The sequence below is a fragment of the Tolypothrix campylonemoides VB511288_2 genome, assembly GCF_045999855.1.
In the GTDB taxonomy this organism is placed as follows: Bacteria; Cyanobacteriota; Cyanobacteriia; order Cyanobacteriales; family Nostocaceae; genus Scytonema; species Scytonema bouteillei_A.
Map to the genome: position 1 here is coordinate 44,554 of NZ_JBFPMW010000005.1, position 25,225 is coordinate 69,778.

Genomic DNA, 25,225 nt, shown 5'->3' on the forward strand with positions numbered 1-25,225 from the left:
CAAAAAATTTCTGGCAGTCTTATTGCTAATAATTGAGAATGGCTTAGATGTCTCATATCCCAGTTTTCACGCTTTCTCACCTGTTTTTATGCAAAAAACAGTATCTTTTTATTCTTTTTTTAGAGGTTGTACTCAGTAATTACCGTTTGTGACAGTTAGGGTGCGGAAAGATAAAAAATAAAGATTCCGTTAAATCTCGCTTAAGCGTCTTAACTGTCCTTGTGTTCTTTTCTCACGTATATTATTATATTTACGAAATTTTTAAATATACTGAAAAATAAAAGCCATATTACAAACACTCACTTTCTCTGTACTTAACACTGCTTAGAATTTGACCGAACCGTATTGGGCGATATGTAGAAGTTACACAGTCAACAACCAAACAAGACTTTGCTCATCAAATGAAAGCCTTAGTCAATATTGATTTTTCAAGGTCTGAGAAAATTTGATTCGTTTTGGATAATTTAGATACTTATACTCCTGTCGCTTATACGAAGCTTTTGGCACAATTAAGACTAGAATAATTACGTAATTTTTATAATTTTATTACATTCTAAAAGTTATGTAAGTTAACTGCTCTATTAATGCGAAACCTGACAATGCTATCTTCTCAACTGCACTGGCAACCTCAAAAAATTAACGAAAATTTATCAATACGTGTAGCAGTATTACCAACTCAAACCTGGTATGAAACAGAGTTTACCGGGATATCGTTTTTTTGCTTTGAGTCCGATAATGAAGTTCAAGATCATCCAGTAACGATGTTGACTCGATTCGCTCCTGGTGGCTTTTTCAGCCTGCACGGACACCCTGGAGGAGAAGAAATTTTAGTACTCGAAGGAAACTTTGCTGACGAAACAGGTATCCATACGCCAGGAACTTACATGCTCAATCCTGAAGGGTTTGTCCATCACCCCTACAGCGAAGAGAGTTGTCTGACTTTTGTTAAATTACGCCAACATGGTGGACAAAATCGTCAGCAAGTGCGAAAGAATATTTACCAGTTACCCTGGCAGCCGGGTATTATCCCTCAAATTGAGGTGAAGTCCCTCTATGAGCAAATGAGTTTTCCTGACAAAGTCTGGATTGAGCGCTGGCAACCAGGCACAGCATTGTTGAATGTAGTCGAGTCTGAGGTGAAAGAAATCTTTGTCATAGAAGGAACTTGGAGTGATGAGTTAGGAAATTATCAGGCTGGGAGTTGGCTGCGGTATCCACCCGGTTGCTCCTATAGTCCCTCGTCAGCAACAGGTTGTATGGTATATATTAAGACTTATCCTATAGATGCAACGAGATTTATCGTTGGAAAAGATTTTTGACATTCAGAAGTATGAATATTGACATTATTGATTAAGGGCAAGGCGAGACGCTTCTCAACCTCAATGAACGACAAAAGAGAGGTACATCACGCAAAACTCCTTATTTGTTCTACAGAAGAAAGATGACACTAAGAGCGAGCGCAAATATACGCTTGTAGGGGGCATGGGTGTGCAAAGCTGTACTCTTCAATTTGCTTGGACATCCCAAGGCATGGTTGGGCAGTGTTTGCGAAGAAACTCTAATGAGGCTAACCATGCCATATGTTCGGTATCTAACACATCAATTCGTCCTACTTTTTCACTAACATTGCCTCCTAATAATAGTATTGCTTTGTCTGGAAGGCGAGACCAAATCACAGGTTGACCCGATTCCCATTTATTTAATACGCTCTTTATCAAATTTTTTTCAACTATGGAAGAATGAGTAAAGTTTGATAGATTTTGCCCAGTTTTTGTGAGAATTTCCAGAGCGATCGCTCTTTCTGGAATGCGTTTTAACGGCGACCAATCGGGTATTCCCTCCCTATCGATTAACTCATCAATCCTCTGGTTATAAGTGTCATAAAAATTTTCATGTTCGGGGTAAGTGATAAAACAATAGCGCGGGTAGAAAATCAGCCCTTTTGTAAGAACAGGCTTATTGAGATCTAAACGTCCAGTCACCCAACGCACGGGGCTTTTATTTTTCCAATCTGTATCAGCTCGCTTGCGAGCTTCTTCTTGAATTTTTTTATATTTCTTCAGCAAATAAATTATATCTCCAACAGTATAAATCTCAAGCCATTCTGGATCTGGAATGTCAATATCTAGTTGCTGCATTAAAGGTATAATATATGCAAAAATAAGATCGTCACAATCAATTTGTAAATCCTTAATTAAACGGTCTGATAGCACCAACTTTCTGTCTGGCTTGCCCATGCTATCTCTAAGAAGGCGAAAAACAGTTGCTTCAATATTCAAAAAATAGAGCCTCCTTATATTTTATTCTTGCAATCTTTCGACTATTCCTGCTTCTTCTGTTACATTTTTCAAGTCAGCTGGTAACAAAGCAACTATTTGCTATCATCGTTGTTCGTGCAATGGGTAAAATCCAAATTTCTTTCCATCCTCGACGAGTAGTTATTCTACACTTACGTAATTGCACTCAATAAGGATACAATATACTGGTTCAGACTTACACCTTCTCGTTCAGCAGTTTCAGCTAAACGGCGATGCAATGACTTCGGCATTCGCACCAATAACTTACCACTGTAGCTATCATCACCACTAGGTAAAGGAATATCGTCACCAGCCGAATGTGCTGTCTCAATCCACAATTCCCGCGCCTCATTAATGTTTGCCATTGTCTCTTCTAGGGTTTCACCTTGGGTGAGACATCCAGGTAAATCTTTGATTTGAGCTACGTATCCTCCCTCTGCATCAGGGTAAAGTGTTACGGGGTATTGAAGATTTAAATAGTATTCTAGGGACGGCTTTTCAATCGGCTTCTTCTTCTGGTTTAGTGTCTTCATCAATCCACTCTTCTAAATTTAATAGTTCAACTATTTGTTGTACATAAACTTTTTTAACTTTTTGTCCTCCTGTTTTGGGTACAGTAACAGTTCTACCTTGGGAGTCCGAAAACTATGATGACTACCCTTAGACCTTTTTTCTTCAAAGCCAAAAGCTTCCAACAGATAGCGCACGTCCTGAAACCGCACTTCTGGAGGCTGTTTGAGAAATTGCTCTACTAATTTTTTTAGTTTGCTCATGGAGCGATAGTACCACATATGATATCACATCAAATCAAGCGATCGCACAATAACTTGATACAAATGGATGGGATCTCCATAATGCGATCCCCCTAGGTTTTTTAAGACGGGATCGCGGTACTTTTGTTAAATGTCACAATTTCATGACATAACTCCAGTCTTTAGATACCGAAAATGCTCTTTAGTTGTTCAAATGTCATAAAATCATGATAATAAGATCCCCAAATGGCTGATAAATCCGTGGAAAATGTAAAAATGTATCGCGAACCCCCTTGATCCCTACCGAGGGTTATTGGTTAATATTCATTTAACAAAGGCTCCTCTACTCCCAAAGAAAAATGTGCTGCAACATTGGCATAACAGGGAATTTAAAGGGAGTCTTTGAACCCTGGTCGAGAACCTTACGACTGAGGTCGGGGGCTAAGTGAAATCCTAAATCTGGCAAGCTCATCTCTTTGCAAGATCGTGTTTGAAAGGTATAGAAATATGCCACAACATATCTGTGCATTCTGCGCTGACAGATCCGGGCTATTAATTCAGGTTTAGACCAGCGTCAGAGTGGAAAGTAACACCCTAAGGTTTTGGTAAATTGCACTGAATTCTCGTTAGGAGAAAAGGTGACAGTTTTAACACTAGGGAAAAGAAGGATAAAACTTCTCCGTCGTGCTTTCCTTGCCACATATCAAGTGTGGTTTATCTGGGAAAAAATTTTTGACCTGCAATTTAAAAAAACACTAAGTAAAGTTAGAAAACTCGGCAAAACCAGGAGTCAGGAATTAAGAAGTTCATCTGGATGTTGATGGCATAATACAGCCACGTATTAACCAGGGGATATTAAGAACCTTTCAAACGACTGGAGGCCAAAATCATGGCAAAAGAACGCCCACCGCTAGAAGAGATGACATTGAGGCAGCTACGCAGAGTAGCTAGCGAGTATGCCATCTCCCGATATAGCAGAATGCGGAAATCGCAATTGCTGGCAGCTATTCAAGAAGTCCAGCGCAGTAAAGTTTCTCTCAGCCAATCTCGTTCACTGGAGGCACAGGAAACCGTGGAAGCAGCTAAATTTGAGTTAGGTCAGGTAGATCGTACTGGTGGAACTCTTTCTGATGTTGATGAAGGACTCGCGGATTTGCCTGCAGGTTATGGAGACAGCCGTATTGTTCTCATGCCTCGCGATCCTCAGTGGGCTTACACTTACTGGGATGTTCCCAACGACCACAAAGAAGAACTGCGTCGCCAAGGGGGACAACAACTCGCTTTGCGGATCTACGATGTCACTGATATCAGTTTGGAATATCAAAGCCCTCACAGCATCCAAGAGTATCCTTGTGATGAACTGGCAAGGGAATGGTATCTTCCCGTTCCTGTAAGCGATCGCGACTACGTCATTGACATCGGTTATCGTTGTGCTGATGGTCGTTGGTTGGTCCTAGCTCGTTCTGCACCTGTCCACGTTCCTCCCGTGTATCCTTCTGATTGGATTGAGGATGTCTTCATCACTGTTAACTTTGAGGAAGATTTACGCGGTCAAACCCTTTACGAACTTGTTCCTCCTGCTAAAAAAGTTGCTGCGGCTGGTACTGCTACCACAAATGGCAACGCAATTTACGACCAAATCTTTGGTTTGGCAGAGTCTGCGGAAGCATTGCGGGTTGCAGGTTCTGTGTTTGGTTCCATGCAGCACGTTCCCGGATCTATGGTTCCACAGCAAGCCATCAGTTCCTACGTCTTCCCATCTGGAGTCGGTATGTGGGCAGTTCCTACTGTGTCCGGCTTGACAGAATCTGGTATCGGTATGTTTGCATCTGGTGCTGGCTTCTCTGGTGATGTACCCATGCGCCCGCGCAAGTTCTGGTTAATTGCTGACGCCGAGTTGATTGTTTACGGTGCAACCGAACCCGATGCTACTGTAACAATTGGCGGTCGTCCAATCAAACTGAATCCAGATGGTACTTTCCGCTTCCAGATGTCCTTCCAAGATGGTTTGATCGACTATCCAATTATGGCTGTTGCTGCTGATGGCGAGCAAACACGCTCAATTCACATGAAGTTTAATCGTGAAACTCCATCTCGCAATACCAATACTAAGGAAGAAGCTGTTTTAGAATGGCTCTCTTAATTTTGGGGTTTTAGATTTTGCAAAAAGTTGCTCCGGAGAGTTTCCCTCCGGAGCAACTTTTTAGGACAGATTGAATGAATTCTTTTAGAGCGCATCCCAATGCAATACTGCAAGGGCTCTCGAATTTTTGTACCTTGGACAAACTCAACAAATACCTGTAAATGTTGGGTTTCGGTCCTCAAACGCCACATCGCTCAACGGGGGGCTTAGGGGTCCCCACGAAGTGGGGTTGGGGGGAAACCCTCCGCACGCGAGTAGCTCCCCAACCTACGTGTTTTTTCCAAATTGGGACGCTCCCGCAGCCGGTACTATAGAATGTATGGCTAAATATATACCATTTTTTTATGCTCCATGACACAAAATTAGTCAAGCAAGTTTTGATATTTCTCATACCAATTATTCTGTTATATGGTTGTCAAATATTCAATCAATCTTCCTCAAAAGCAGCCACAACTTGTATTGGTCAAGATAAAAGTTTTAGCATAAGTTTTTTCAAAACTAATAATCAAGGCAAAAAATATGAGAAAGGAATAAATCACGTTATTATTTTTAATCCTCAAGCCAAAGAACTAGACTTTAAAGTCAATGTTGGTCTATCACATAACTTATATGCCAAAGATAGTAAAGGAAATCTCCGTCGAGATTATATACCAAAAGTCTTCCGTGAAATCATTGCTGATGAAAACTCAAAATTAAACGGGAAAAAACCAATCGTAGCAATTAACGCTGACTACATAGGTACTGATGACAAACCTCAAGGTTTAAATATTTCTCGTGGAGTTGAGTATTCAGGAGCGTTTAAAAATAAACGTTCTTCCTTTGGAATTTCAGGAGGGAACCCAAGTCAACGTCAGGCTACTATTGGGGTAGGAAGGAGAACGAATAGTGTTCTGAATTACAACTTGGTTGGAGGTAATGGTAGATTTTATCGTAACGGCAAATTTAAAGATATTTGTAAAGACTTGGGAGAACTTGCTTGCAAACAGGCTACAAATCGCTCTATGGTGGCTGTAAGCGATCGCGGTTATGTCATTTTGTTAGTAAATGATGCTAAAGCCAATTCAGAAATTGAATTGTCGCAAAGCAATCAAGAACTTTTGCCTGATATGTTTGACGATGTGCTTGAAGGAATTGCTCGCAACAATTGCTTGGGAAAAATTCAAGAAGGAATGTTATTTGATGGGGGTATGTCTCCCGGTTTATACTACAACAACAAAATATATGTAGAGAACTTAGGACCAATTGGTTCAGTATTTTTGATATACAGAAATTTTCAGAAATAAGAGCTTTGTTTTGTAGGCTTTAGCTCTACCTATGTAAAGGATCGGCTAAAATCATAAAATAATGATGGTAAATAAAAGAAAGGTATATGGAATGACAGAGCAACGAATATCAGATTTGACAACTGACGAGCTAAAAGCCTTACTGGCTTCAACGATTGATGAACGGCTAAGTGCCATGAAAGCTAGCTTGCTACAGGAAATAGCTGAGTTAATTGAAGATAATGGGAAGCAGAGGGAGGAGGCTTTGGTCTATCAACCTGCTTACGTATTACCCAAAAGAACTCAAGAAGAACAACGCCAGATTAACCAAGCTTTAATTGAATGGCATCGCAAATGGGTAGAAGAAGGAGATGAAGAAGAGCAGCGAGAGACTTTTGAGTATCTGCAAAAAGCATTAGATGAAGATCGTCTTTCAAATCGACCACTTTTTCCACAAAAATGATAGTTGTATTAGATTCTGGACCGTTAGGGATGTTAACTAATCCCAAGCCATCAGAGCTAACAATAGAATGCGGAGCTTGGGTAGAATCCTTGTGGTCTAAAGGTTACAGATTAATTATGCCCGAGATTGTAGACTATGAAGTGAGACGTGAATTACTAAGGGCAAATAAGCTGGCTGGTATCCGAAGGCTTAATGAATTTAAAATGCGGCTTGAATACGTGCCGATAGATACAGCAACAATGCTTCAAGCTGCTAAGTTTTGGGCTGAAGCAAGACGCAGGGGAATTCAAGACAGCAGATCCGAAGGCGCTCGATGGTGATGTCATTTTGGCGGCGCAAGCTAAACTGATAGAAGCAAATGATGAGATAGTAGTAATCGCTACAACTAACGTAAATCATTTGTCTCAATTTGTAGATGCTCGTAGGTGGCAAGAAATTGAGTGATATGGAGGCGAGCGATCGCCAAATCGCACGGTCAAACTTACGCTAAATTAGTGTTGCTAAATTTACAGCCAGAGCTACTTTCCCAATGTCAGTCTGATGAATTGTGTCGTGGGTAGAAGCGAGCGGAAAGCGTTAGGCTAGGAACTGAAGATAAAATAAACATATGATACCTTCAGAAATTGCGGATACGCTTGCGGAATTATTTGGTACTGAAACTGTCGGTGCTCTTGCACCCGGTTCCTGGCAAGTCGAAACAGCAAATTTTCGTCTTCTCGTGATGCTTTCAGATGATGAAAGTTGGTTGCGGGTGTTATTGCCTATTATGCCTGCTTCAGAAGCCCAACCTTTTTTAGAACAATTTTTGGAAGCAAATTTCGATGATACCCAACAAGTTCGCTATGCCTTACAACAAGGTGTCGTTTGGGGAGTCTTTCAGCACAGTTCTGGTAGTTTAACTGCTGAAGATCTTCGGGATGCGATCGCTCGACTCATTTCTTTGCACCAAAACGGTTTGAACAACGTCTTCAATCGGCTGATAGAAAGGCGCATCCGACAAATTATCCAAGCAGCAAAACAGCAAGGACAATCTTTAGAAGCCACCATGCAAAACCTCGATCGCTTCTATGCAGAAGGATTGATGGGAGAGATAAACCAAACCACCCAGGCGCGAGAGGAAATTCTTGCCGTATGGCGGTATCAGTTAGAAAGACTTTGGACTGAAATAGGTGACCAGTAACAACTAACAACCAACCACCAACTAATGGACATTATTCAAATTCTTCAACAGGACTATCAGAGATTTCCAGTGAATCAAACATACGAAATTTACGCTCAGGACGTTTATTTTCAAGACCCTATGAATAAATTTCACGGTATTGAGCGATACAAGCAAATGATTAAATTCATGGAGACTTGGTTTTTAAATATAAAAATGGACTTGCACGCCATTTATCCTGTAGAAAACACAATCAAAACAGAGTGGACGCTCAGCTGGAACACGCCCCTTCCCTGGAAACCTCGCATTGCTATTTCTGGCTGGAGTGAGTTGGGTCTCAATCGTCAAGGTTTGATTGCTTCCCACGTTGATTATTGGAACTGTTCCCGTCTGGATGTATTGAAACAGCATTTTCTTACGCGATCGCCTGACCAGCTGACCAATTAGCGATCGGGTGGTCAGCTGGTCACAGTTAAAAGCATAATGTAAATAAGTGTAAACATTTCTCAGCTAGGACAAAACTATCAATGCGCGTAATTCTAATGACAGGTAAAGGAGGAGTGGGAAAAACCTCAGTCGCTGCAGCCACTGGACTCCGTTGTGCAGAACTGGGTTATCGCACATTAGTTTTGAGTACAGATCCCGCACACTCACTAGCAGACAGTTTTGACCTAGAACTGGGACACGCACCAAAACAAATCCGCCCCAATTTGTGGGGTGCAGAACTGGATGCGCTGCTGGAGTTAGAGACAAATTGGGGTTCCGTAAAACGCTACATCACTCAAGTCCTGCAAGCACGGGGTTTAGACGGCGTACAAGCAGAAGAATTGGCTGTTTTACCAGGGATGGATGAGATTTTTGGCTTGGTGAGGATGAAGCGTCATTATGATGAAGGTGAGTTTGACGTTCTGATTATTGATTCCGCTCCCACTGGTACTGCATTGCGCCTGTTAAGCTTACCAGAAGTAAGTGGGTGGTATATGCGTCGCTTTTACAAACCATTTCAAAATATTTCAGTGGCGCTTCGACCTCTTGTTGAACCGATTTTTAAACCTATCGCTGGTTTCTCATTACCAGATAAAGAGGTGATGGACGCACCTTATGAGTTTTATCAACAAATTGAAGCGCTGGAAAAAGTTCTGACTGATAACACTCAAACGTCAGTACGCCTTGTTACCAATCCGGAAAAGATGGTGATTAAAGAGTCTCTTCGCGCTCATGCTTATCTCAGCTTGTACAATGTTGCCACTGACTTAGTCGTCGCCAACCGTATCATTCCAGAAGAGGTGCAAGATCCCTTTTTCCAGCGTTGGAAAGACAATCAAAAGCAGTACCGTCAGGAAATTCATGACAATTTCCATCCACTACCTGTCAAGGAAGTACCTCTTTTCTCTGAAGAGATGTGTGGCTTAGATGCTTTGGAACGTCTGAAAAACACGCTTTACACCGATGAAGACCCTACTCAAGTGTATTATCAAGAGACAACAATCAAAGTTGTTCAAGAAAACAATCAATACAGTTTGGAATTGTATTTACCCGGAATTCCTAAAAATCAAATTCAATTAAGTAAATCTGGTGATGAACTCAACATTACAATTGGCAATCATCGCCGCAATTTAGTGTTACCCCAATCTTTGGCTGCACTGCAACCGGCTGGCGCGAAAATGGAAGAAGATTATCTCAAAATCCGTTTTGCTGCTTGATGATTCTTATATAAAATTTTCTGCTTTAGAAACCTGGTTTATTGGAGAAACCGGGTTTCTAGATTTTGGTTTTCTCATACCACTTTTCCAAATTTTGGCAACAGACGAGCCTCCCCGTGCCTCTATTTAAGAGGTTCATCCTTAATATTACCCTTATTTCAGCCTTTTTAAGGTTTAAATTCTCAAAAATTACTTTTTTTCTGACTTTTTTAACGTAAGTTCGACAAACCTCACCCTACCATCCTCCCTTTTTTGGAAAAAGAGGGAGGAGGAACGTTCCGAGAGTACTTTTGAAGCCCATCTCCTCACAGGAGCTAGGGTGGTGTACACAAGTCTTATAAAGTGCATTAAAAGCGGTTTCGATCCCCCCTAACCCCCCTTAAAAAAGGGGGGAACTTAATTGCAATTCTGCCTTTTCACGATGTTTCATCTCTTTTTTAGAGATCTGTACACCACCGTAGCCTTACAGGAGAGGGGTTTGGGGTAGGGTCTGTTTTTGACTTCATCGAACTCACGTTTTTTAAAGAAGTGAGAAGCTCTAAATTACCCTTATTTTACCTGTTTTATGCAGTGGAAATCCTCAAATTCTCCCTTTAAAAGGGTAATTTAAGGGGATCTCAATGTTTTGCTATTAATTAATAAAGAGAATTAGTATTACTTAAGTATATAAAAGTAGGGTGAGCAGTGCCTATTCTCAGCCTGGATTTTGGTTGAGGGACTCACCCATCGATTGATAACTAAAGTATAAAAAACTATAAAATTATTTTACAAAATTTTGCCAGTATTTTTACTGAAGACAAACAGCACAATTAAAATTCACAATATTTTTAGATAAATAACTATCTTTTGAAATTTATTTCTCTATTATTTGATTCAACTTTAATTGAGAAGAAGCTATGACTTTAAGCATTGAACAAGATTTACAATTGCGTATAGAGCAAGAACATTTGCTAAGACGTATTATCAACAGCATTCATCAAACTTTAGATTTAAACGATATTTTAAGAGCAACAGCAGAGGAAATCCGTTCTTTATTGAGAACAGATCGGGTCATGCTTTATAAATTCCACAGTGATGGTAGCGGTCAAGTGATTGCAGAATCTATAGATAACAATCGTTTACCATCGCTGCTGGGATTAAATTTTCCTGCAGATGACATTCCGCTTCATGCTCGGAAAATGTTTATGAAAGCACGATCGCGTTCTGTTGTGAATGTTGACACGCGACAAATAGGTCAAAGCCCTTTGCGTAATCTAGTCACCGGAGAAGCTACACCAGGGGACATAACATACCGCCCTGTCGATCCTTGCCATGTGGAGTACTTAACGGCAATGGGGGTGAAGTCTTCTCTGGTCATGCCAATTTTTCATCAAGAAGAACTCTGGGGACTGTTAGCTTCCCATCACTCAGAACCGCGTTTGGTACCTGAGTCAGAAATTGAAGCCGTGCAGATGGTGGTAGATCAGTTATCTGTTGCGATCGCACAAAGTCATATTCTTGCCAAAGCCCAAGCAAGAGCGCAAAGAGAAGCAGTCCTCGATCGCATAACAACCCTACTGCATTCAATGCCCAACATTGAATTCCAATCAGCCTTAAAGGAAACTGTTGAGGCATTTTCTGGGACTGGCGGTCGGCTGTGTATCAGACATCACGCTTTTAGCTTGCAAAATGATACGGTGAAAAGTTTGGCAGAATGTTTGAATGAAGAGAACCCTTCCATTGAGCTTTACACCTGTGGTTGGCAACCCGTGATGCCAGAAGTGGCAAAATACCAACATATGGAACAATACAGTGTCTGGCAAGAGCGTTACAAATTCAGTAACTCTGATGTTTGGGGGATTACAGACATCTATCAAACACCTGAATTGCGAAATCTGCAAATGGCGTTCCAACCCACTAAAATTCGCAGCATCATGATGATACCCTTGCAACACCGACAGCAGTTGCTCGGCTATCTAAGTGTTTTCCGAGACGAAATTGATACCGAAACTCTGTGGGCTGGTCAGTTTGACCCCGATCAACGGCAATTGTATCCCCGTTTGTCATTTGAAGTGTGGCGAGAATCTAAAAAGGCGCAAGCTTGTGAATGGACTGTTGAAGACATTGAACTGGCTCAAGCCATCGGTAAGCAATTTGCTCTGTTTATTCAGCAATACGAAATTTACCGACAGGTGCAAGCCTTTAATGCCAACTTATTTCAGAATTTATTTGGCTAAACGCAATGTCTCCTAGAGCCAAACACGATCTACAGCTTCGTTTAGAACAAGAAAATTTGTTACGCCGGATTGTCAACAATATTCGGCGAACACTTTCTTTAGAAGAAATTTTGACAACAACAGTCGCAGAAGTACGTTCTTTGTTGGGTATTGACCGCGTACTGATTTACAAATTTCATCCTGATAATAGCGGTCAAGTGATTGCTGAAGCAATTCATAAATATTGTCTTCCGTCGTTGCTGGGGCTGAATTTTCCTGCGGATGATATTCCCCTTCATGCGCGAGAAAATTTTATTAAGGCGCGAGTGCGTTCTGTAGCTCATGTTGCAAGTCGGCAAATAGGTCACAGCCCATTACGTAATTTGGAATCAGTAGAGACCGACTCGGAAAATATACAATACAGACCGATCGATCCTTGCCATTTAGAATACTTGACTGCAATGGGAGTGACGTCCTCTTTAATCACTCCTATTTTCCATCAAGAGCAACTTTGGGGATTGTTGGTGTCTCATGACTCAGGCTCTCGGGTGTTTGATGAAGATGATGTTGAAGCAGTACAGAGAGTTGTAGATCAGTTAGCAGTCGCGATCGCGCAAAGTAACATACTGACCCAGGCACATCAAAAATCACAACGAGAAGCTATTGTCAACCGTGTTGCCACTTTATTACACTCAATGCCTGTAGTTGAGTTGCAGCCAGCTTTAGAAGCAGCCGTGACAGCATTTGGAGGGTCTGGTGGCAGACTTTGCATCAGGAATCAAGCTTTTGATGCTAAAAACAACACGGTGAGAAGTTTGGCAGAATGTTTGGAAGCAGGCGAGCAATTTATTAAAATTTATACTATTGGTCAACAACCCCTAGTCCCGGAAATTGCCAGATATCAGTTGATGGAGCAATATAGCGTTTGGCAGGAACACTACGATGGGTCTGGAGACTGCGACATATGGGCTATTCCAGATATTTATAAAACACCAAAGTTGCGAAATTTACAAGTTGCTTTCCGACCTACGAAGATTCGCAGTATCTTGATGCTACCCCTCCAATACCGCCAGCAATTACTAGGATATTTAAGTATTTTTAGAGACGAAGTTGATACAGAAACTCTCTGGGCTGGACGGTTCGATCGCGACGAAAGACAATTGTATCCGCGCTTGTCATTTGAAGTTTGGCGCGAATACAGAAAAGCACAGCCTCGTGAATGGACTCCAGAAGAACTTGAATTAGCTCAAGCTTTGGGAAAGCAGTTTACCTTAGCAATTCAGCAGCGTGAGATTTACCAACAAGTTAATACTCTCAATGCAAATTTAGAAAATCAAGTTAAAGAGCGTACCGCCAAATTACAAAATGCACTGCACGAACTACAGCAAGCCCAGACTCAACTGATTCAAACTGAGAAAATGTCTTCACTCGGTCAGCTGGTTGCAGGTGTTGCTCACGAAATTAACAATCCCGTCAACTTTATTTATGGGAACATTACCCATATTAGTGAGTACACTGAAGATTTGCTAACAATGTTGGAACTTTACCAGCGACATTATCCAAACCCCCACCTTGAGATTATCGAGCAAGCAGAAGCACTGGAATTTGATTTTATTATAGAGGATTTGCCCAAGATACTTTCTTCTATTAGGATAGGAACCGATCGCATCCGTCAAATTGTTCTCTCGTTAAGAAATTTTTCCAGACTGGACCACGCTGAGATGAAACTTGTTGATATTCACGAGGGAATTGACAGTACACTGCTGATTTTACACTATCGGTTAAAACCCAGACCTGACAGCCCTGGGATTGATATTATCAAAGAGTATGGCGATCTACCATTGGTTGAGTGCTATGCAGGACAACTCAATCAAGTTTTTATGAATGTTATCAGCAATGCTATTGATGCTTTGGATCAATATGCGGCGTCTGTAACAGAAGCGCCAAAGGGTAGTATTGCGATCGCAACATCTGTAGGTCAAATAGACGGTTGTATTCCCAGTGTTGTGATTCGCATTTCTGACAACGGTCCGGGAATGTCCCAGGATTTGCTCCAAAGAGTTTTTGACCCATTTTTTACAACCAAGCCAATCGGTAAAGGGACTGGTTTGGGGTTGTCAATTAGTTACCAAATTATTGTAGATAAACACAGTGGAATTTTTAAATGCAACTCTCAAGTCGGTTCGGGAACTGAGTTTTGGATTGAAATTCCGATGAAGCAAAAGATTTCTAGTACATGAAGGCAGAAATCGAACTCACGTTAAAACTTTAGTGCAGTAGGATGTTAAATATTCCAGGAAAGCCCGGACTCGTGGGGATAGATTGCGTTGATGAGTGAACACTGCTTGGACTACTAAGCCTGGGAAAAATTGCTCTGGAAAGAGTAACTCTAATTGCTGTTGTTGAACTTCTTCTTGTACCTGAAAACTCAATAACCGAGTGATTCCCAACCCTGCAATCGCCGCATTTTTCAATGCACCACCGTTATCAGAATTGAATGTGCCACTCACGGAAATAGTTTGCCACGTTTTGTCGATAAGGAAGTCCCAAGAAACGGGCTGTCCATCAAATACATATTGCAGACAATTGTGATGCGCTAAATCCTGCGGTGTGGTTGGGGTTCCGTAAGCCTTTAGATAGGCGGGCGAAGCACAAAGCACAAATCGGGTCTGTCCCAAATACCTGTAAATCAAACTGGAGTCTTTGAGATCTCCCAACCGAATTGCTATATCGATTCCCTCAACAACGAGATCGACGAAGCGATCGCTCAGTCGCAAATCAATCTGAATTTCCGGATATTGGGCTAAAAATTCTGGAATCGACCGCACTAACAACCATTGTCCAAAGTCAAGTGATGTACTGATGGTAAGCTTACCGCATGGCTTACCGCCTGAGACAACGGAATCATTCGCTTCTTCGAGTTCTCGCAACAGTCGAGAAATGCGCTCGTAGTAGCCTAAGCCTTCAGGAGTCAAACGAAGGGAGCGAGTTGTTCGTTGCAGGAGGCATACTCCCAAACGGTTTTCTAACTTCGCGACACGCTTGCTAATAGCAGAAGGGGTTGTACCTAGCGATCGCGCCGCTGCACTAAAACTATTGAACTCTACGCTTTTAACAAAAGCAATCAGTTCAGCAAGTTGATTCAAAATCGTCAGCATTTGTTCTTATTTGGCATAAATGTTTTGCCAAATAAGAGTCTTCTCTTCTTAAATGGCAAAGGCTAATCTGATTTTAAGTCAATGAATCGAGGTGAGAAGATGAATTCAAAAAAGGTTGCGATCGTTACGGCGGCGAGTCGTGGAATTGGAGCAGGTTGTGCTCGAGAATTGGCTGCTCGGGGCTATATAGTTTCATTGATGGCGCGAAGCGAAAGTGTTTTAGATTTAGCGCAAGAGTTAAGTGGAATTGCCGTTCAAGGTTCAATATCCAACCTTCAAGATTTAGAGCGATTGGTTCAAACTACGCTGGATCGATTTGGGCGGATCGATGCGGTCGTCAATAGTTTCGGCGATCCTCCTCGTCCTGATTTGCTCGATATCTCTGATAGAATGTGGACGGAAAATTTTGAAATGCTGTTTTTAAGTGTTGTCCGTATTGCTAGATTGGTGACAGAACCAATGCGCCAACAGGGCGGAGGCGCGATCGTCAATATCTCAGCTTGTGATTCACAAGAACCAGAATTGGGAACGCCTTTCAGTGGGACACTCCGGACTGCAATGGAAGGATTCACCAAACTATACGCCAAGCGTTATAGAGTCGATAAAATTCGCATGAACTCAGTGGCTCCTTTTTTTGTGGCAGACAGCATGGAAGAGTTAGTAGGTTGGAATGTGCCATCCGACTTGATGTGGGGTCGTCCGCTATCTTACATAGAACTTGCTAAAACCGTTGCTTTTCTCATTTCAGAGGACGCCAAATTCATCACAGGTACAACTCTTAAAGTCGATGAGGCTCGTTCTGCAGCAATTTAATTGTTAAATTAACTAGCAGGCTGGTTTGGCTCTGGCTGCATGGCTTCGGCAATTTTCAGTGTATCAGTGTACTGCTGGAATCTAACAATCCGACTATTTTTAAGCTTATAAACATGAGCGAATGCAGCAGTCATCGATTTGCCCGTTGACTTATGAATGCCGCGATACTCACCTAAAGCAATAATTGTATCTCCAGCAGAAAGCCATTCGTCAACGACAGCTTGCCAAATCTCCCAATCTTTCCGGAATTTGGCAAAGACATCGTTGATAACTGCGTCAGAACCAATATGCTTACCGCCCTGTGGAAAACCCTCATTTTGTATCCACTCAATTTTGGGGTCAAACAGTTCGAGGATGGTGTTTGTATCCCGCTCTGCAAAGGCGGTATAGAGGCGTTTAACAATTTCGAGGTTGTTCATGGTGGTTGCTCGTTCTCTGGTTATGCCCAAAGGCTTTGGTCTTGTTTAATTGTGATTCGTACAAGTGCAACGAATAATGGCAAAATTGATAAACAGATTTGCATTTTTGCAAATATACTGCCGCCATGTTGGATTGGAATGATTTGCGGATAGTTCAAGCGATCGCTCGGACTCATAGCCTTGCAAGTGCAGCGAGGGAGTTGGGAGTTCATCAATCAACCGTGTTTCGCCGCCTTAATGCTCTGTTTAAATGCTATTATTATGTGTTTGTGCATTTTTATTTATTTTTCCTACTAACACCGATAAACTGATTATGCTAATCGAGTTCAGTGTTGGCAATTACAGATCGTTTAAAGACAAAGTCACTTTAAGTATGGTGGCAACCAACATTGCTGCTCAAGACAAAAAGCTAGATGAAAATAATCTTTTTACAGTAAATCGCGAACTTAAGCTACTAAAAAGTGCAGCAATATATGGAGCCAACGCCAGTGGTAAGAGTAATCTTGCCAAAGCTCTTAATTTTATGCGATGGTTTATGATTAATTCCTCCAAAGAAACTCAAAGTACGGAAAAAATAGGTGTTGAGAAGTTTAGACTCAGTACGGAAACCGAAGCAGAACCATCTTTTTTTGAGATTGTTTTTCTTTTAGATGGGCAAAGGTACAGATATGGATTTGAAGCCGATCGAGAAAGAGTAATTTCAGAATGGTTGCTCTATGTTCCTAAAATCAAAGAAACAAAACTTTTTGTACGCGATAGAGATAATATTAGCTTTTCTAAGAAATTCAAAGCAGACGGAATTCAACAAAAAACCAGACATAATGCCTTATTTATATCAGTTTGCGCTCAATTTAATGTTGAAATTGCTGAGAGAATACTAGATTGGCTAACGAGAAAAATAAGAATAGTCTCTAGTTTGGATGATTCCAGTCTCTTAAATTACACAGTAGAATGTTTAATAGACAACAAAAATAACAATAAAGAAGAAATTATTCAATTGATAAAGAAATTAGATTTAGGGATTAGCGATATAAAAGTTGAAAAAGTAACTTTAGACAGTATAGCTAAAGAAATTCCAGATGAAGTTAAAAGATTTTTAATTAAAAAAAATAATCAAGTGACATCTATTAATACGGTACATAGAAAGTTTGATAGTCAGGGAAATCATGTTTCCACAGAGCTATTTAACTTAGATGAGCAAGAGTCTGAAGGAACTCAAAAAATATTTGCTATGGCAGGAGCGATTGTAGATACTCTCAAGGATGGTAAAGTACTGATAGTTGATGAACTTGATACAAGACTTCACGTTTTGATTAGCCGTGCCATGGTAGAACTGTTTAGCTCTACTGAAACTAATTCCAATAATGCACAACTAATTTTTATGACTCATGATACCAATCTACTCAGCAATAAACTCTTTCGTAGAGATCAGATTTGGTTTACTGAAAAAAATAAATATGGAGCTACGGATTTATATTCATTAGTGGAGTTTAAGCTTCAAAATGATACTTCTTTTGAAAACGACTATATAAAAGGTAGATATGGCGCTATTCCTTTTATTGGTAACCTAATTTCTCTAATAAATGAGTCTGATGCCTAAAAGACATTTGAAAAAAGATAACTTGCGCGGTTACTCTGATAGAAAGATTGAAACACGAGAACTTATCGAGAGGTTTTTAATTGTTTGCGAAGGAGAGAAAACCGAACCTAATTACTTCAACGCTTTTCGTGTACCCAAGGATGTTATTGATGTTAGAGGGTTAAGGTTTAATCCAAGTAAGCTAGTCGAAAAAGCTCAATAATTAAGAAACCAGGAAGATTACGACCAAGTTTGGTGTGTGTTTGACCGCGATTCTTGGACTAAAGAAGATTTTAATCATGCTATTACAAAAGCCAAACAAGTAGGAATTGATATAGCATATTCTAATGAGGCTTTTGAACTATGGTATGTTTTGCACTTTGAGTTTCTTAACACGGGGATTCCTCGGAGTGATTATTGTAAAAAATTAAATAAATTACTGGGTTATAAATATCAAAAGAACAGTCAGAAAATTTATGAGGAATTAGAAAATCGGCAACTGACTGCTATCAAAAATGCAGAAAATCTGCTCAAGCAATATCATGAACATAATCCAGAAAGCGATAATCCTTCAACTACTGTACATTTATTAGTTTGTCAATTAAATAGGTTTATTCGTTAACGATCAACAGATATTTAAAATATCTAATTACTCCCTTCCCACCATAAGATTACCGTTCTTCTTCATTGGTGTGAAACAGGGCAATGCTTGGCAGATTATTTCCAATAATTGCAACAGGAGTAAATCCGCATACACGGCGATCGCCCTCCCAATCCATTCGTATAGTCTTACGGACTAAAGTCCTACGTGTCGCGTTTCATTCCCTTCTTAAAAGAGAGGGGTTCTCACGCTGCCGTGTTATTTTGATAGAATCGATTTGCGAGTTGCAGAAGTAGAGAAGCAAAAACCTTAAATTATTTGTTCGCTAGGATTGTTTCGGGAGTAATTGCTTATGGCACTTTCAACTCAGGTATCTTTCAACAAGACATTAGAGGAGTTTCTGAAACTACCAGAAACCAAACCAGCTAGTGAGTATCTCGACGGTCGCATCTATCAAAAACCAATCCCCCAAGGAAAACATAGCATTCTCCAAACAGAGTCAGCATCCGCAATCAATCAGCTTGGGAAACCAAAAAAGTTAGCTTTAGCATTAACTGAGTTACGCTGCACCTTTGGCGGACGGTCGTTAGTTCCAGATGTGGCGGTGTTTGAGTGGTCGCGCATCCCAACTGATGAAGATGGGGAAATTGCCAACAGATTTGAAAGTTACCCCGACTGGACTATTGAAATCCTATCACCTGACCAATCTCCTAACCGTGTCATTAATAAAATTATTTTTTGTGTTAAACAGGGGACAAAACTGGGTTGGTTCATTGATCCTGATGATAAATCGGTGATGGTATTTCAACCGAATCAATTACCTGAAGTACACTATGATACTAGTATATTGCCCGTTCTTGATGTCTTGAGGGACTGGCAGGTTTCGCCCGCCGATATATTTGCTTGGCTAAAGGTAGTAAAATAACTTTTTTTGTTATAAAGTTTGGTACCTATTTCTTGAAACTTAAGTAAACAGATGAATTGGTATATTGCTAATTGCTAATTACTTGTTGACCTGGTGGTTTAAACTACGTTGTTGATTCTAACAAAAAACCTGACATATCCAATACACGTCCAGAGTATGTTTCTGCCGTTGTAGCTAGTTCTCCGCGTTTTTTATTGTCTGACCAAATATTGTCCCAAGTTCTCTCCCACAGTGCTAGTTGAACTTGAATATTGACTAATTCCTCGGCAAGTTCTGGCTCAATTTCTGCTGCCGTCTATTCGATAAAATCTTTTGTCTGGGCGATTACATCCAATACCCCTTTCTCATAACTATTGTGGCATAATGTCCTCAATCGTCCCAGATTTGAAGCTATGTGTCCTAAGCGCAAGGAAATATTGTCGCGTTGAAAATGTATTTGTTCTTCACTTATATTTGATTTCATAACCACCTAGTTTGTATAGCCACGAATTCCATTCGTTAGGGCGTCAGATATATTAATCCTACCTAAGAACGCGTTTCTGCATCTTGTCTTAGAAGATGTTTGAAAAGTCCTGTCATCAGTAGCAAAACATTCAAGTCCCCCTAAATCCCCAGATAAATTGGGAGACTCAGAGTATTTTTCCTCCTTTTTAAGGGGGGTTAGGGGGGATCGATAAGTGCCTAAAAGCACAACTAACTAAGCTAAAAGGAGTCAGAAAAATGGCTGGGTATAAAAAGCTGCCATACTCTGTATAAACTCGCTTGCAATCTGCCTAGTTAATTCCTAATCTGAACTGGCATAGCCAAATAAGTCATTTTCACCCCACTTACAGGTGTAAAAATTACTGGAGTCAGATTTGAATTCAATTGCATTTGAATTTCTGTAGAGGGCAATGCTTTTAAACCTTCCATCAGATACTTAATATTAAAAGCAATGTCTATTTCCTCACCCAATATCTGTGCTGGTAAGGATTCTCTCCCACTTCCCACATCTTGAGCTTCACAAGATAAGGTGATTTCTTGCGCTTCACTGTCTATACTGACTTTAACTATATTATTCTTCTGGTCTGCTAATACTGCAATTCGCTCTAGGGTACTCAAAAATTGTTTTCTGTCTAAAGTGACTTCGCGCTCAAATTGTCGGGGAATAAGCTGACGGTAAGATGGGTACTGTCCTTCTAAAGTACGGCTGGTCAAGCGTTGATTTAGCCATTCAAAAATAACTTGTCCTTGATCCAAAGACATAGTAACAGACTCATCTGATGATGCACTGTGGGCTAGCATCCGTTCGAGTTCTCGCAAGGCTCTAGCGGGTAGTGTTACCTCTAGGTTGGTATCGCTACTTGTATCTGTACTCTCGTTTGTCGTTTGTACCACAGCTAAACGATGTCCGTCGGTAGCCGCAAATTCGAGGGAGTCTTGTTGAACTGTGAGATGAACTCCTGTCAGTATTTGTTTGGTTTCATCACTACTGCTTGCAAACAAAGAACCTTTCAATCCGTCAATTAATGCACTAGCGGTAATCTGAATCGATGTGTCATTTTCGATCGCAGGTAATTCTGGAAAATCTTCTGCTCCCATTGCTCGTACTTCATAACGTCCGCTTTTTGGCATTAGAGACACAATTAAGCCTTCCCCACCAATGTTATCTCCTTTAGCAGCTGACTCTTCTTCTAAAGTGATTTCTCCTTCTGGAAGACGAGCAGTAATATCATTCAACAATTTTGCAGGAATTGCGATCGCTCCCCCCTGCAATACCTCCGCTTTAAAACTGGTACGGATACCCAAATTGAGGTCAAAAGCTGTAAGGCTAACTTGGTTGGTTTCCGCATCTGCTTGTAGAAGTACATTAGCAAGTACTGGATGAGTTGGACGGGATGGTACAGCGCGGCTTGTCAGTGAGAGGTTAGTACTGAAATCGCTTTGGGTACAAACTAGTTTCATGATCGAACGAATGCAAGTGTGTTGGATATGGTAACACCTTGTTGCAAATGTGAGGAGTGGAAGAAAAAGAAATTGATTTGTTATTTAAATTCCCCACTTTTAAGTATGCGGATAAATCGGTGAGCGATCGCCGATTGCCGATCGCTGTTGTGGAAAACTTACCTCACATCTTTATTTTTGAACGCTAGCCTGTGGATAACTTGTGGAAAACATAGGGGGTTTTTCCACAGGGTAGTTATACTTAAAATAAAGTTTTCCACCGAAGGTGTGAAGTTTTCCACAGATTTTGTGTTAGTTTTCCACAAAAAATAATAAACTTTCCACAAGCTAATATTAGCTTAAAGATTTTTTATACTTTACTTAACATTTAGAAGAAGAAAGGCAGATAGATAGCACGAAGCATTTATTATGCTTTTGACCCACGCAGGCGATCGCTCAATTGACGTAGAGTTTGCACCAAATTTTGGTCGGTTTCTTTCAGTTGAGCAATTTTTTCACAGCTATAGATCACCGTTGTATGATCTTTACCGCCAAACTCTTCTCCTATTCTCGGCAAACTCAAATCGGTATGTTGGCGCATGAGATACATTCCAATCTGACGCGCCCAGCTAATTTCTCGCCGTCGCGAATTTCCTTTCAAGTCTTCTATTGATACATCAAAAGTATCCGCAACAACTGATAAAATGACTTCTGGTGTTGTTGCTACCTTCTCAGTTGGTGGTTCTAAAACGGGAGTAATACTTTCTACTGTCATGGGTAAGCCCCAAATAGAAATATATGCCACTGCACGAATTAACGCTCCTTCTAATTCTCGAATGTTAGAAGTGTAGTGGGAGGCAATATACTCAATAACATCCCTTGGAAGGCGAATATTTTCATACTCGGCTTTCTTTTGTAAAATCGCCATCCGCGTCTCTAAGTCTGGAGGTTGGATATCAGCTATCAATCCCATGGAGAATCGAGAACACAACCTTTCTTGCAAGCGAGGAATTTGGTTGGGAGGGCGATCCGATGCCAAGACGACTTGTTTACCTGCTTCGTGTAAAGTATTAAAGGTGTGGAAAAACTCTTCTTGGGTGTACTCCTTACCTTCAATAAACTGAATATCATCGACTAAGAGCACATCCGCAGCACGATAATGCTCGCGGAAACTTTGCATACTATCGTTGCGGATAGCAGTGATGAGATCGTTTGTGAATTGTTCGGTGGAGACATAAAATATGCTGGAATCGGGATGAATCTCCAATCGATAGTGTCCGATCGCTTGCATGAGGTGCGTTTTCCCCAAGCCTACCCCGCCACATAAAAACAAGGGGTTAAATTCTCTCCCTGGAGATTCAGCTACCGCAAGGGAAGCCGCATGCGCCATCCGATTGTTAGCACCAACAACAAATCGCGAAAAAACGTACTTTGGATTTAATTCTGCTGTTTTGGTCCGATTGGTCACTTTTTCAGGAGTTGGATCTTGAGTGGATATTTCCCAAGAAACCTCGGTGTCTTCGAGATTGGGAACTTCTTCCCCTTTCCCAACCGTTATATATATATCCACGCGATAACCGAGAATATCGTGTACTGCATTAGCAATGGTTTTTATGTAATATTTTTGTAACCAATTGCGAGCAAATGGATTGGGAGTGCGAATTACCAAGCAATTGTTTTCAAATTGCTCAGCACTGGCGGTTTTAATCCAGGTTTCAAAGGTGGGACGGGATAGCTCTAGCTGCAAGCGTTCCAGTACCTGATTCCACAGACTGTCTATGGGCATTTCCATAATTTACCACCAATACGGGTGCGATCGTCACAATAATGAAAGATGAGCAACTCACAAATTTAACAAACTATGCTATGAACCGAAACATATATGTAAGCTATATATTCTTGTGTTCCCCAGTAGCCAAGATTTTACCATCCACCGATCTTCCAGGAGAAGACAACAACAGATGAAGACAAAAGACCGTGAATTCCAAACCAAAAAAGACGACAATCAACGTTTTTCGCTTCAACTTTCTTCAACGCCCAAAATTGTCTTTATGCTACTATGTAGCATAACAGTGGCATCTCTTGGGGGTTGTTCCATACCAGCTATAACTCTTGAAGCACAAAAACCCAATGCAGAGTCCCAAGCTCAAGGTGACAACACACCTCAAAGCACTAACGAAAACACTACCCCAGTTGTCGCTCCCATATTTTCGGGGTCTGAGAACCCTAACTTTGTTGTGGGAGTGGTCAAAAAGGTAGGACCGGCTGTGGTTCGTATTAATGCAGCCAGGACAATTTCGCAGCAGTTACCAGAAGAATTTGACGATCCATTTTTCCGAAGGTTCTTCGGGGATATGCGACCATCAGAACCAAGACAAAGAGTAGAACAGGGAAGCGGTTCTGGGTTTATTATTAACTCTGCAGGTCAAATTCTAACTAACTCCCATGTGGTTAATGGAGCCGATCGCGTTACAGTAAAATTAAAAGATGGTCGTGAATTTGAAGGACGCGTACTTGGTGAAGATCCGGTAACGGATGTGGCGGTTATTAAGATAGATGCTGGCAAATTACCCACAGTCCCTCTTGGTAACTCAGAGAACTTGCAACCGGGAGAAGCAGTGATTGCCATTGGGAATCCTTTAGGGTTAGATAACACTGTAACTTCAGGAATTCTCAGTGCTACAGGACGTTCTAGTAGTGATATTGGCGCTACCGATAAGCGAGTGGATTACATTCAAACCGACGCAGCTATTAATCCCGGTAACTCGGGCGGACCGTTATTAAATGTTCGCGGTGAAGTGATTGGTATGAACACTGCTATTATCCGGGGTGCTCAAGGATTGGGATTTGCCATTCCCATCAACACAGCGCAGCGAATAGCTCGAGAATTGATTTCCAAGGGAAAAGTAGACCATCCTTATTTGGGTATTCAGATGGTAACGCTGACACCAGAACTGAGAGACAAAATCAACTCCGGCGCTGAGGTTAATATTACTGCTAGTAAAGGAGTTCTGTTAGTTGACATTGTTCCCCGTTCTCCCGCCGCCTCGGCAGGTCTCAGACAAGGTGATATTATTCAAGGTATTAACAACCAATCTGTTACAAAAATAGAGGACGTCCAAAGAATCGTGGAAGGTAGCAAGATCGGAGAAACAATACAATTACAAGTCCAACGTGACGGACAAACCACACAAATAGCAATCCGTCCCGCACCATTGCCAGTTCGTCGCGATCGTTAATCGTTTTTTCCCTCACCCCTAACTCCTATTTCCTATGTCTGAAATAGAAACACTTCCAATCGTTCAACTAGGCGATCGCATTCTACGTCAGAAAGCTTCCGCAATTGAAAATATTCATGATGAGCGCATTCAAAAGCTGATAGACGGTTTAATCGCAACAGTGAAGAAAGCTAATGGTGTAGGAATTGCTGCACCCCAAGTTGCAGAATCCTTACGTTTGTTTATTGTTGCATCTCGTCCCAATCCCAGATACCCAAATGCTCCAGACATGGAACCAACTGCTATGATAAATCCCAAAATCATTGCACATTCGGCTGAAGTCGTGAAAGGTTGGGAAGGTTGTTTGTGTGTTCCGGGAATTCGAGGTTTCGTTCCCAGATATCAAGCAATTGAAGTTGAGTATATGGATAGAAATGGCAAACTTCAAAAGCAAGAACTTACAGATTTTGTGGCTCGAATTTTTCAACACGAGTCCGATCACCTTGATGGTATTGTCTTTCTAGACAGGCTCGAAAGCACCCTAGATATTATGACCGAGCAAGAGTATCAAAAGCAAATCATTTTAAATCCGCAATAAGGGTGTACTCTTGACAG

At 41.1% G+C, this 25,225-nt stretch carries 23 protein-coding genes and 2 pseudogenes; 18 read left to right on the top strand and 7 right to left on the bottom strand.

Going from position 1 to position 25,225, the window contains the following annotated elements:
• Positions 1-599 precede the first annotated feature (599 nt).
• Positions 600-1,319, top strand: coding sequence for a cupin domain-containing protein (locus AB0756_RS16645; RefSeq protein ID WP_038086111.1), 720 nt, complete (start codon positions 600-602; stop codon positions 1,317-1,319).
• Positions 1,320-1,505: 186 nt separating this feature from the next.
• Here the strand turns inward: AB0756_RS16645 and AB0756_RS16650 are convergent, their stop codons facing one another.
• From AB0756_RS16650 to AB0756_RS16660, 3 genes are all read right to left on the bottom strand, one after another.
• Positions 1,506-2,279: an acyl carrier protein gene (locus AB0756_RS16650; RefSeq protein ID WP_050045977.1), complete on the bottom strand. Its 774-nt coding sequence runs from the start codon at positions 2,277-2,279 to the stop codon at positions 1,506-1,508.
• A 170-nt stretch (positions 2,280-2,449) separates the two neighbouring features.
• Positions 2,450-2,830 (bottom strand): type II toxin-antitoxin system HicB family antitoxin, encoded by a 381-nt coding sequence (locus AB0756_RS16655; RefSeq protein ID WP_038086116.1) that lies wholly within the window; start codon positions 2,828-2,830, stop codon positions 2,450-2,452.
• A gap of 30 nt (positions 2,831-2,860) precedes the next feature.
• Positions 2,861-3,070: a type II toxin-antitoxin system HicA family toxin gene (locus AB0756_RS16660; protein ID WP_237265904.1), complete on the bottom strand. Its 210-nt coding sequence runs from the start codon at positions 3,068-3,070 to the stop codon at positions 2,861-2,863.
• Between the two features lie 868 nt (positions 3,071-3,938).
• Between AB0756_RS16660 and AB0756_RS16665 the strand changes: the two genes are divergently transcribed.
• The 9 genes and pseudogenes from AB0756_RS16665 to AB0756_RS16705 all read left to right on the top strand — a co-directional run bounded on the left by AB0756_RS16665 (position 3,939) and on the right by AB0756_RS16705 (position 14,214).
• Complete coding sequence (locus AB0756_RS16665; RefSeq protein ID WP_038086118.1) at positions 3,939-5,192, top strand: DUF4912 domain-containing protein; 1,254 nt, start codon at positions 3,939-3,941, stop codon at positions 5,190-5,192.
• Positions 5,193-5,536: 344 nt separating this feature from the next.
• Positions 5,537-6,475: a phosphodiester glycosidase family protein gene (locus AB0756_RS16670; protein WP_038086120.1), complete on the top strand. Its 939-nt coding sequence runs from the start codon at positions 5,537-5,539 to the stop codon at positions 6,473-6,475.
• 91 nt (positions 6,476-6,566) lie between these two features.
• Entirely contained in the window at positions 6,567-6,917 is a 351-nt protein-coding gene (locus AB0756_RS16675; protein ID WP_050045975.1) for a hypothetical protein, read from the top strand.
• Positions 6,914-7,237, top strand: coding sequence for a type II toxin-antitoxin system VapC family toxin (locus tag AB0756_RS16680; RefSeq protein ID WP_237265903.1), 324 nt, complete (start codon positions 6,914-6,916; stop codon positions 7,235-7,237). The genes AB0756_RS16675 and AB0756_RS16680 overlap by 4 nt, the downstream gene beginning before the upstream one ends.
• 287 nt (positions 7,238-7,524) lie before the next feature.
• A complete protein-coding gene (locus AB0756_RS16685) occupies positions 7,525-8,097 on the top strand; it encodes a hypothetical protein (RefSeq protein ID WP_038086123.1) in 573 nt (190 codons plus the stop codon).
• Between the two features lie 24 nt (positions 8,098-8,121).
• Complete coding sequence (locus tag AB0756_RS16690; RefSeq protein ID WP_038086125.1) at positions 8,122-8,523, top strand: DUF2358 domain-containing protein; 402 nt, start codon at positions 8,122-8,124, stop codon at positions 8,521-8,523.
• A gap of 80 nt (positions 8,524-8,603) precedes the next feature.
• Entirely contained in the window at positions 8,604-9,779 is a 1,176-nt protein-coding gene (locus AB0756_RS16695) for a TRC40/GET3/ArsA family transport-energizing ATPase (protein ID WP_038086127.1), read from the top strand.
• Positions 9,780-10,675: 896 nt separating this feature from the next.
• Positions 10,676-11,974 (top strand): annotated as a pseudogene (locus tag AB0756_RS16700) (GAF domain-containing protein); the annotation flags it as partial.
• Positions 11,975-12,000: 26 nt separating this feature from the next.
• Complete coding sequence (locus AB0756_RS16705; protein WP_038086131.1) at positions 12,001-14,214, top strand: GAF domain-containing sensor histidine kinase; 2,214 nt, start codon at positions 12,001-12,003, stop codon at positions 14,212-14,214.
• 15 nt (positions 14,215-14,229) lie between these two features.
• On the opposite strand, the gene AB0756_RS16710 is transcribed toward AB0756_RS16705, so the two are convergent.
• Positions 14,230-15,132 carry a LysR family transcriptional regulator gene (locus AB0756_RS16710; RefSeq protein WP_038086133.1) on the bottom strand — a complete coding sequence of 301 codons (903 nt, stop codon included), beginning with the start codon at positions 15,130-15,132 and terminating at the stop codon, positions 14,230-14,232.
• 99 nt (positions 15,133-15,231) lie between these two features.
• Between AB0756_RS16710 and AB0756_RS16715 the strand changes: the two genes are divergently transcribed.
• Positions 15,232-15,945, top strand: coding sequence for an SDR family oxidoreductase (locus tag AB0756_RS16715; protein ID WP_038086143.1), 714 nt, complete (start codon positions 15,232-15,234; stop codon positions 15,943-15,945).
• 8 nt (positions 15,946-15,953) lie between these two features.
• Here AB0756_RS16715 and AB0756_RS16720 read toward each other — a convergent pair whose 3' ends face one another.
• Entirely contained in the window at positions 15,954-16,364 is a 411-nt protein-coding gene (locus AB0756_RS16720) for a nuclear transport factor 2 family protein (protein WP_050045974.1), read from the bottom strand.
• Positions 16,365-16,489: 125 nt separating this feature from the next.
• On the opposite strand from AB0756_RS16720, the gene AB0756_RS16725 reads away from it, so the two are divergent.
• The 4 genes and pseudogenes from AB0756_RS16725 (at position 16,490) to AB0756_RS16740 (ending at position 19,469) form a co-directional block, all read left to right on the top strand.
• Positions 16,490-16,675 (top strand): helix-turn-helix domain-containing protein, encoded by a 186-nt coding sequence (locus tag AB0756_RS16725; protein WP_072040764.1) that lies wholly within the window; start codon positions 16,490-16,492, stop codon positions 16,673-16,675.
• A gap of 2 nt (positions 16,676-16,677) precedes the next feature.
• The gene (locus AB0756_RS16730) at positions 16,678-17,964 is read left to right on the top strand and encodes an AAA family ATPase (RefSeq protein ID WP_038084094.1); all 1,287 of its coding nucleotides are present in this window, start codon (positions 16,678-16,680) and stop codon (positions 17,962-17,964) included.
• Positions 17,957-18,565: pseudogene (locus AB0756_RS16735) on the top strand (RloB family protein). Before AB0756_RS16730 ends, AB0756_RS16735 begins: the two are co-directional and overlap by 8 nt.
• 331 nt (positions 18,566-18,896) lie before the next feature.
• On the top strand, positions 18,897-19,469 hold the full coding sequence (locus AB0756_RS16740; RefSeq protein ID WP_038084086.1) for a Uma2 family endonuclease: 573 nt from the start codon (positions 18,897-18,899) through the stop codon (positions 19,467-19,469).
• Positions 19,470-20,246: 777 nt separating this feature from the next.
• Here AB0756_RS16740 and dnaN read toward each other — a convergent pair.
• A complete protein-coding gene (gene dnaN / locus AB0756_RS16745; protein ID WP_038084084.1) occupies positions 20,247-21,413 on the bottom strand; it encodes a DNA polymerase III subunit beta in 1,167 nt (388 codons plus the stop codon).
• Between the two features lie 56 nt (positions 21,414-21,469).
• Here dnaN and AB0756_RS16750 point away from each other — a divergent pair, with 56 nt between their 5' ends.
• Positions 21,470-21,601, top strand: coding sequence for a hypothetical protein (locus AB0756_RS16750; RefSeq protein ID WP_272899752.1), 132 nt, complete (start codon positions 21,470-21,472; stop codon positions 21,599-21,601).
• 218 nt (positions 21,602-21,819) lie between these two features.
• Here AB0756_RS16750 and dnaA read toward each other — a convergent pair whose 3' ends face one another.
• Positions 21,820-23,184: a chromosomal replication initiator protein DnaA gene (gene dnaA, locus AB0756_RS16755; protein WP_038084082.1), complete on the bottom strand. Its 1,365-nt coding sequence runs from the start codon at positions 23,182-23,184 to the stop codon at positions 21,820-21,822.
• Positions 23,185-23,353: 169 nt separating this feature from the next.
• Here dnaA and AB0756_RS16760 point away from each other — a divergent pair, with 169 nt between their 5' ends.
• Both AB0756_RS16760 and def read left to right on the top strand, forming a co-directional pair.
• Positions 23,354-24,631 (top strand): HhoA/HhoB/HtrA family serine endopeptidase, encoded by a 1,278-nt coding sequence (locus AB0756_RS16760; RefSeq protein ID WP_137986325.1) that lies wholly within the window; start codon positions 23,354-23,356, stop codon positions 24,629-24,631.
• A 34-nt stretch (positions 24,632-24,665) separates the two neighbouring features.
• On the top strand, positions 24,666-25,208 hold the full coding sequence (gene def / locus AB0756_RS16765; RefSeq protein WP_038084081.1) for a peptide deformylase: 543 nt from the start codon (positions 24,666-24,668) through the stop codon (positions 25,206-25,208).
• Positions 25,209-25,225: the final 17 nt, after the last annotated feature.

What these genes read in the sequence shown, in the direction of transcription:
- AB0756_RS16645 (WP_038086111.1), top strand. Translation starts at nt 600, where the DNA reads ATGCTATCTTCTCAACTGCACTGGCAACCTCAAAAAATTAACGAAAAT.
- AB0756_RS16655 (WP_038086116.1), bottom strand. Translation starts at nt 2,830, where the DNA reads ATGAAGACACTAAACCAGAAGAAGAAGCCGATTGAAAAGCCGTCCCTA.
- AB0756_RS16660 (WP_237265904.1), bottom strand. Translation starts at nt 3,070, where the DNA reads ATGAGCAAACTAAAAAAATTAGTAGAGCAATTTCTCAAACAGCCTCCA.
- AB0756_RS16665 (WP_038086118.1), top strand. Translation starts at nt 3,939, where the DNA reads ATGGCAAAAGAACGCCCACCGCTAGAAGAGATGACATTGAGGCAGCTA.
- AB0756_RS16670 (WP_038086120.1), top strand. Translation starts at nt 5,537, where the DNA reads ATGCTCCATGACACAAAATTAGTCAAGCAAGTTTTGATATTTCTCATA.
- AB0756_RS16675 (WP_050045975.1), top strand. Translation starts at nt 6,567, where the DNA reads ATGACAGAGCAACGAATATCAGATTTGACAACTGACGAGCTAAAAGCC.
- AB0756_RS16680 (WP_237265903.1), top strand. Translation starts at nt 6,914, where the DNA reads ATGATAGTTGTATTAGATTCTGGACCGTTAGGGATGTTAACTAATCCC.
- AB0756_RS16685 (WP_038086123.1), top strand. Translation starts at nt 7,525, where the DNA reads ATGATACCTTCAGAAATTGCGGATACGCTTGCGGAATTATTTGGTACT.
- AB0756_RS16690 (WP_038086125.1), top strand. Translation starts at nt 8,122, where the DNA reads ATGGACATTATTCAAATTCTTCAACAGGACTATCAGAGATTTCCAGTG.
- AB0756_RS16695 (WP_038086127.1), top strand. Translation starts at nt 8,604, where the DNA reads ATGCGCGTAATTCTAATGACAGGTAAAGGAGGAGTGGGAAAAACCTCA.
- AB0756_RS16705 (WP_038086131.1), top strand. Translation starts at nt 12,001, where the DNA reads ATGTCTCCTAGAGCCAAACACGATCTACAGCTTCGTTTAGAACAAGAA.
- AB0756_RS16710 (WP_038086133.1), bottom strand. Translation starts at nt 15,132, where the DNA reads ATGCTGACGATTTTGAATCAACTTGCTGAACTGATTGCTTTTGTTAAA.
- AB0756_RS16715 (WP_038086143.1), top strand. Translation starts at nt 15,232, where the DNA reads ATGAATTCAAAAAAGGTTGCGATCGTTACGGCGGCGAGTCGTGGAATT.
- AB0756_RS16720 (WP_050045974.1), bottom strand. Translation starts at nt 16,364, where the DNA reads ATGAACAACCTCGAAATTGTTAAACGCCTCTATACCGCCTTTGCAGAG.
- AB0756_RS16725 (WP_072040764.1), top strand. Translation starts at nt 16,490, where the DNA reads ATGTTGGATTGGAATGATTTGCGGATAGTTCAAGCGATCGCTCGGACT.
- AB0756_RS16730 (WP_038084094.1), top strand. Translation starts at nt 16,678, where the DNA reads ATGCTAATCGAGTTCAGTGTTGGCAATTACAGATCGTTTAAAGACAAA.
- AB0756_RS16740 (WP_038084086.1), top strand. Translation starts at nt 18,897, where the DNA reads ATGGCACTTTCAACTCAGGTATCTTTCAACAAGACATTAGAGGAGTTT.
- dnaN (WP_038084084.1), bottom strand. Translation starts at nt 21,413, where the DNA reads ATGAAACTAGTTTGTACCCAAAGCGATTTCAGTACTAACCTCTCACTG.
- dnaA (WP_038084082.1), bottom strand. Translation starts at nt 23,184, where the DNA reads ATGGAAATGCCCATAGACAGTCTGTGGAATCAGGTACTGGAACGCTTG.
- AB0756_RS16760 (WP_137986325.1), top strand. Translation starts at nt 23,354, where the DNA reads ATGAAGACAAAAGACCGTGAATTCCAAACCAAAAAAGACGACAATCAA.
- def (WP_038084081.1), top strand. Translation starts at nt 24,666, where the DNA reads ATGTCTGAAATAGAAACACTTCCAATCGTTCAACTAGGCGATCGCATT.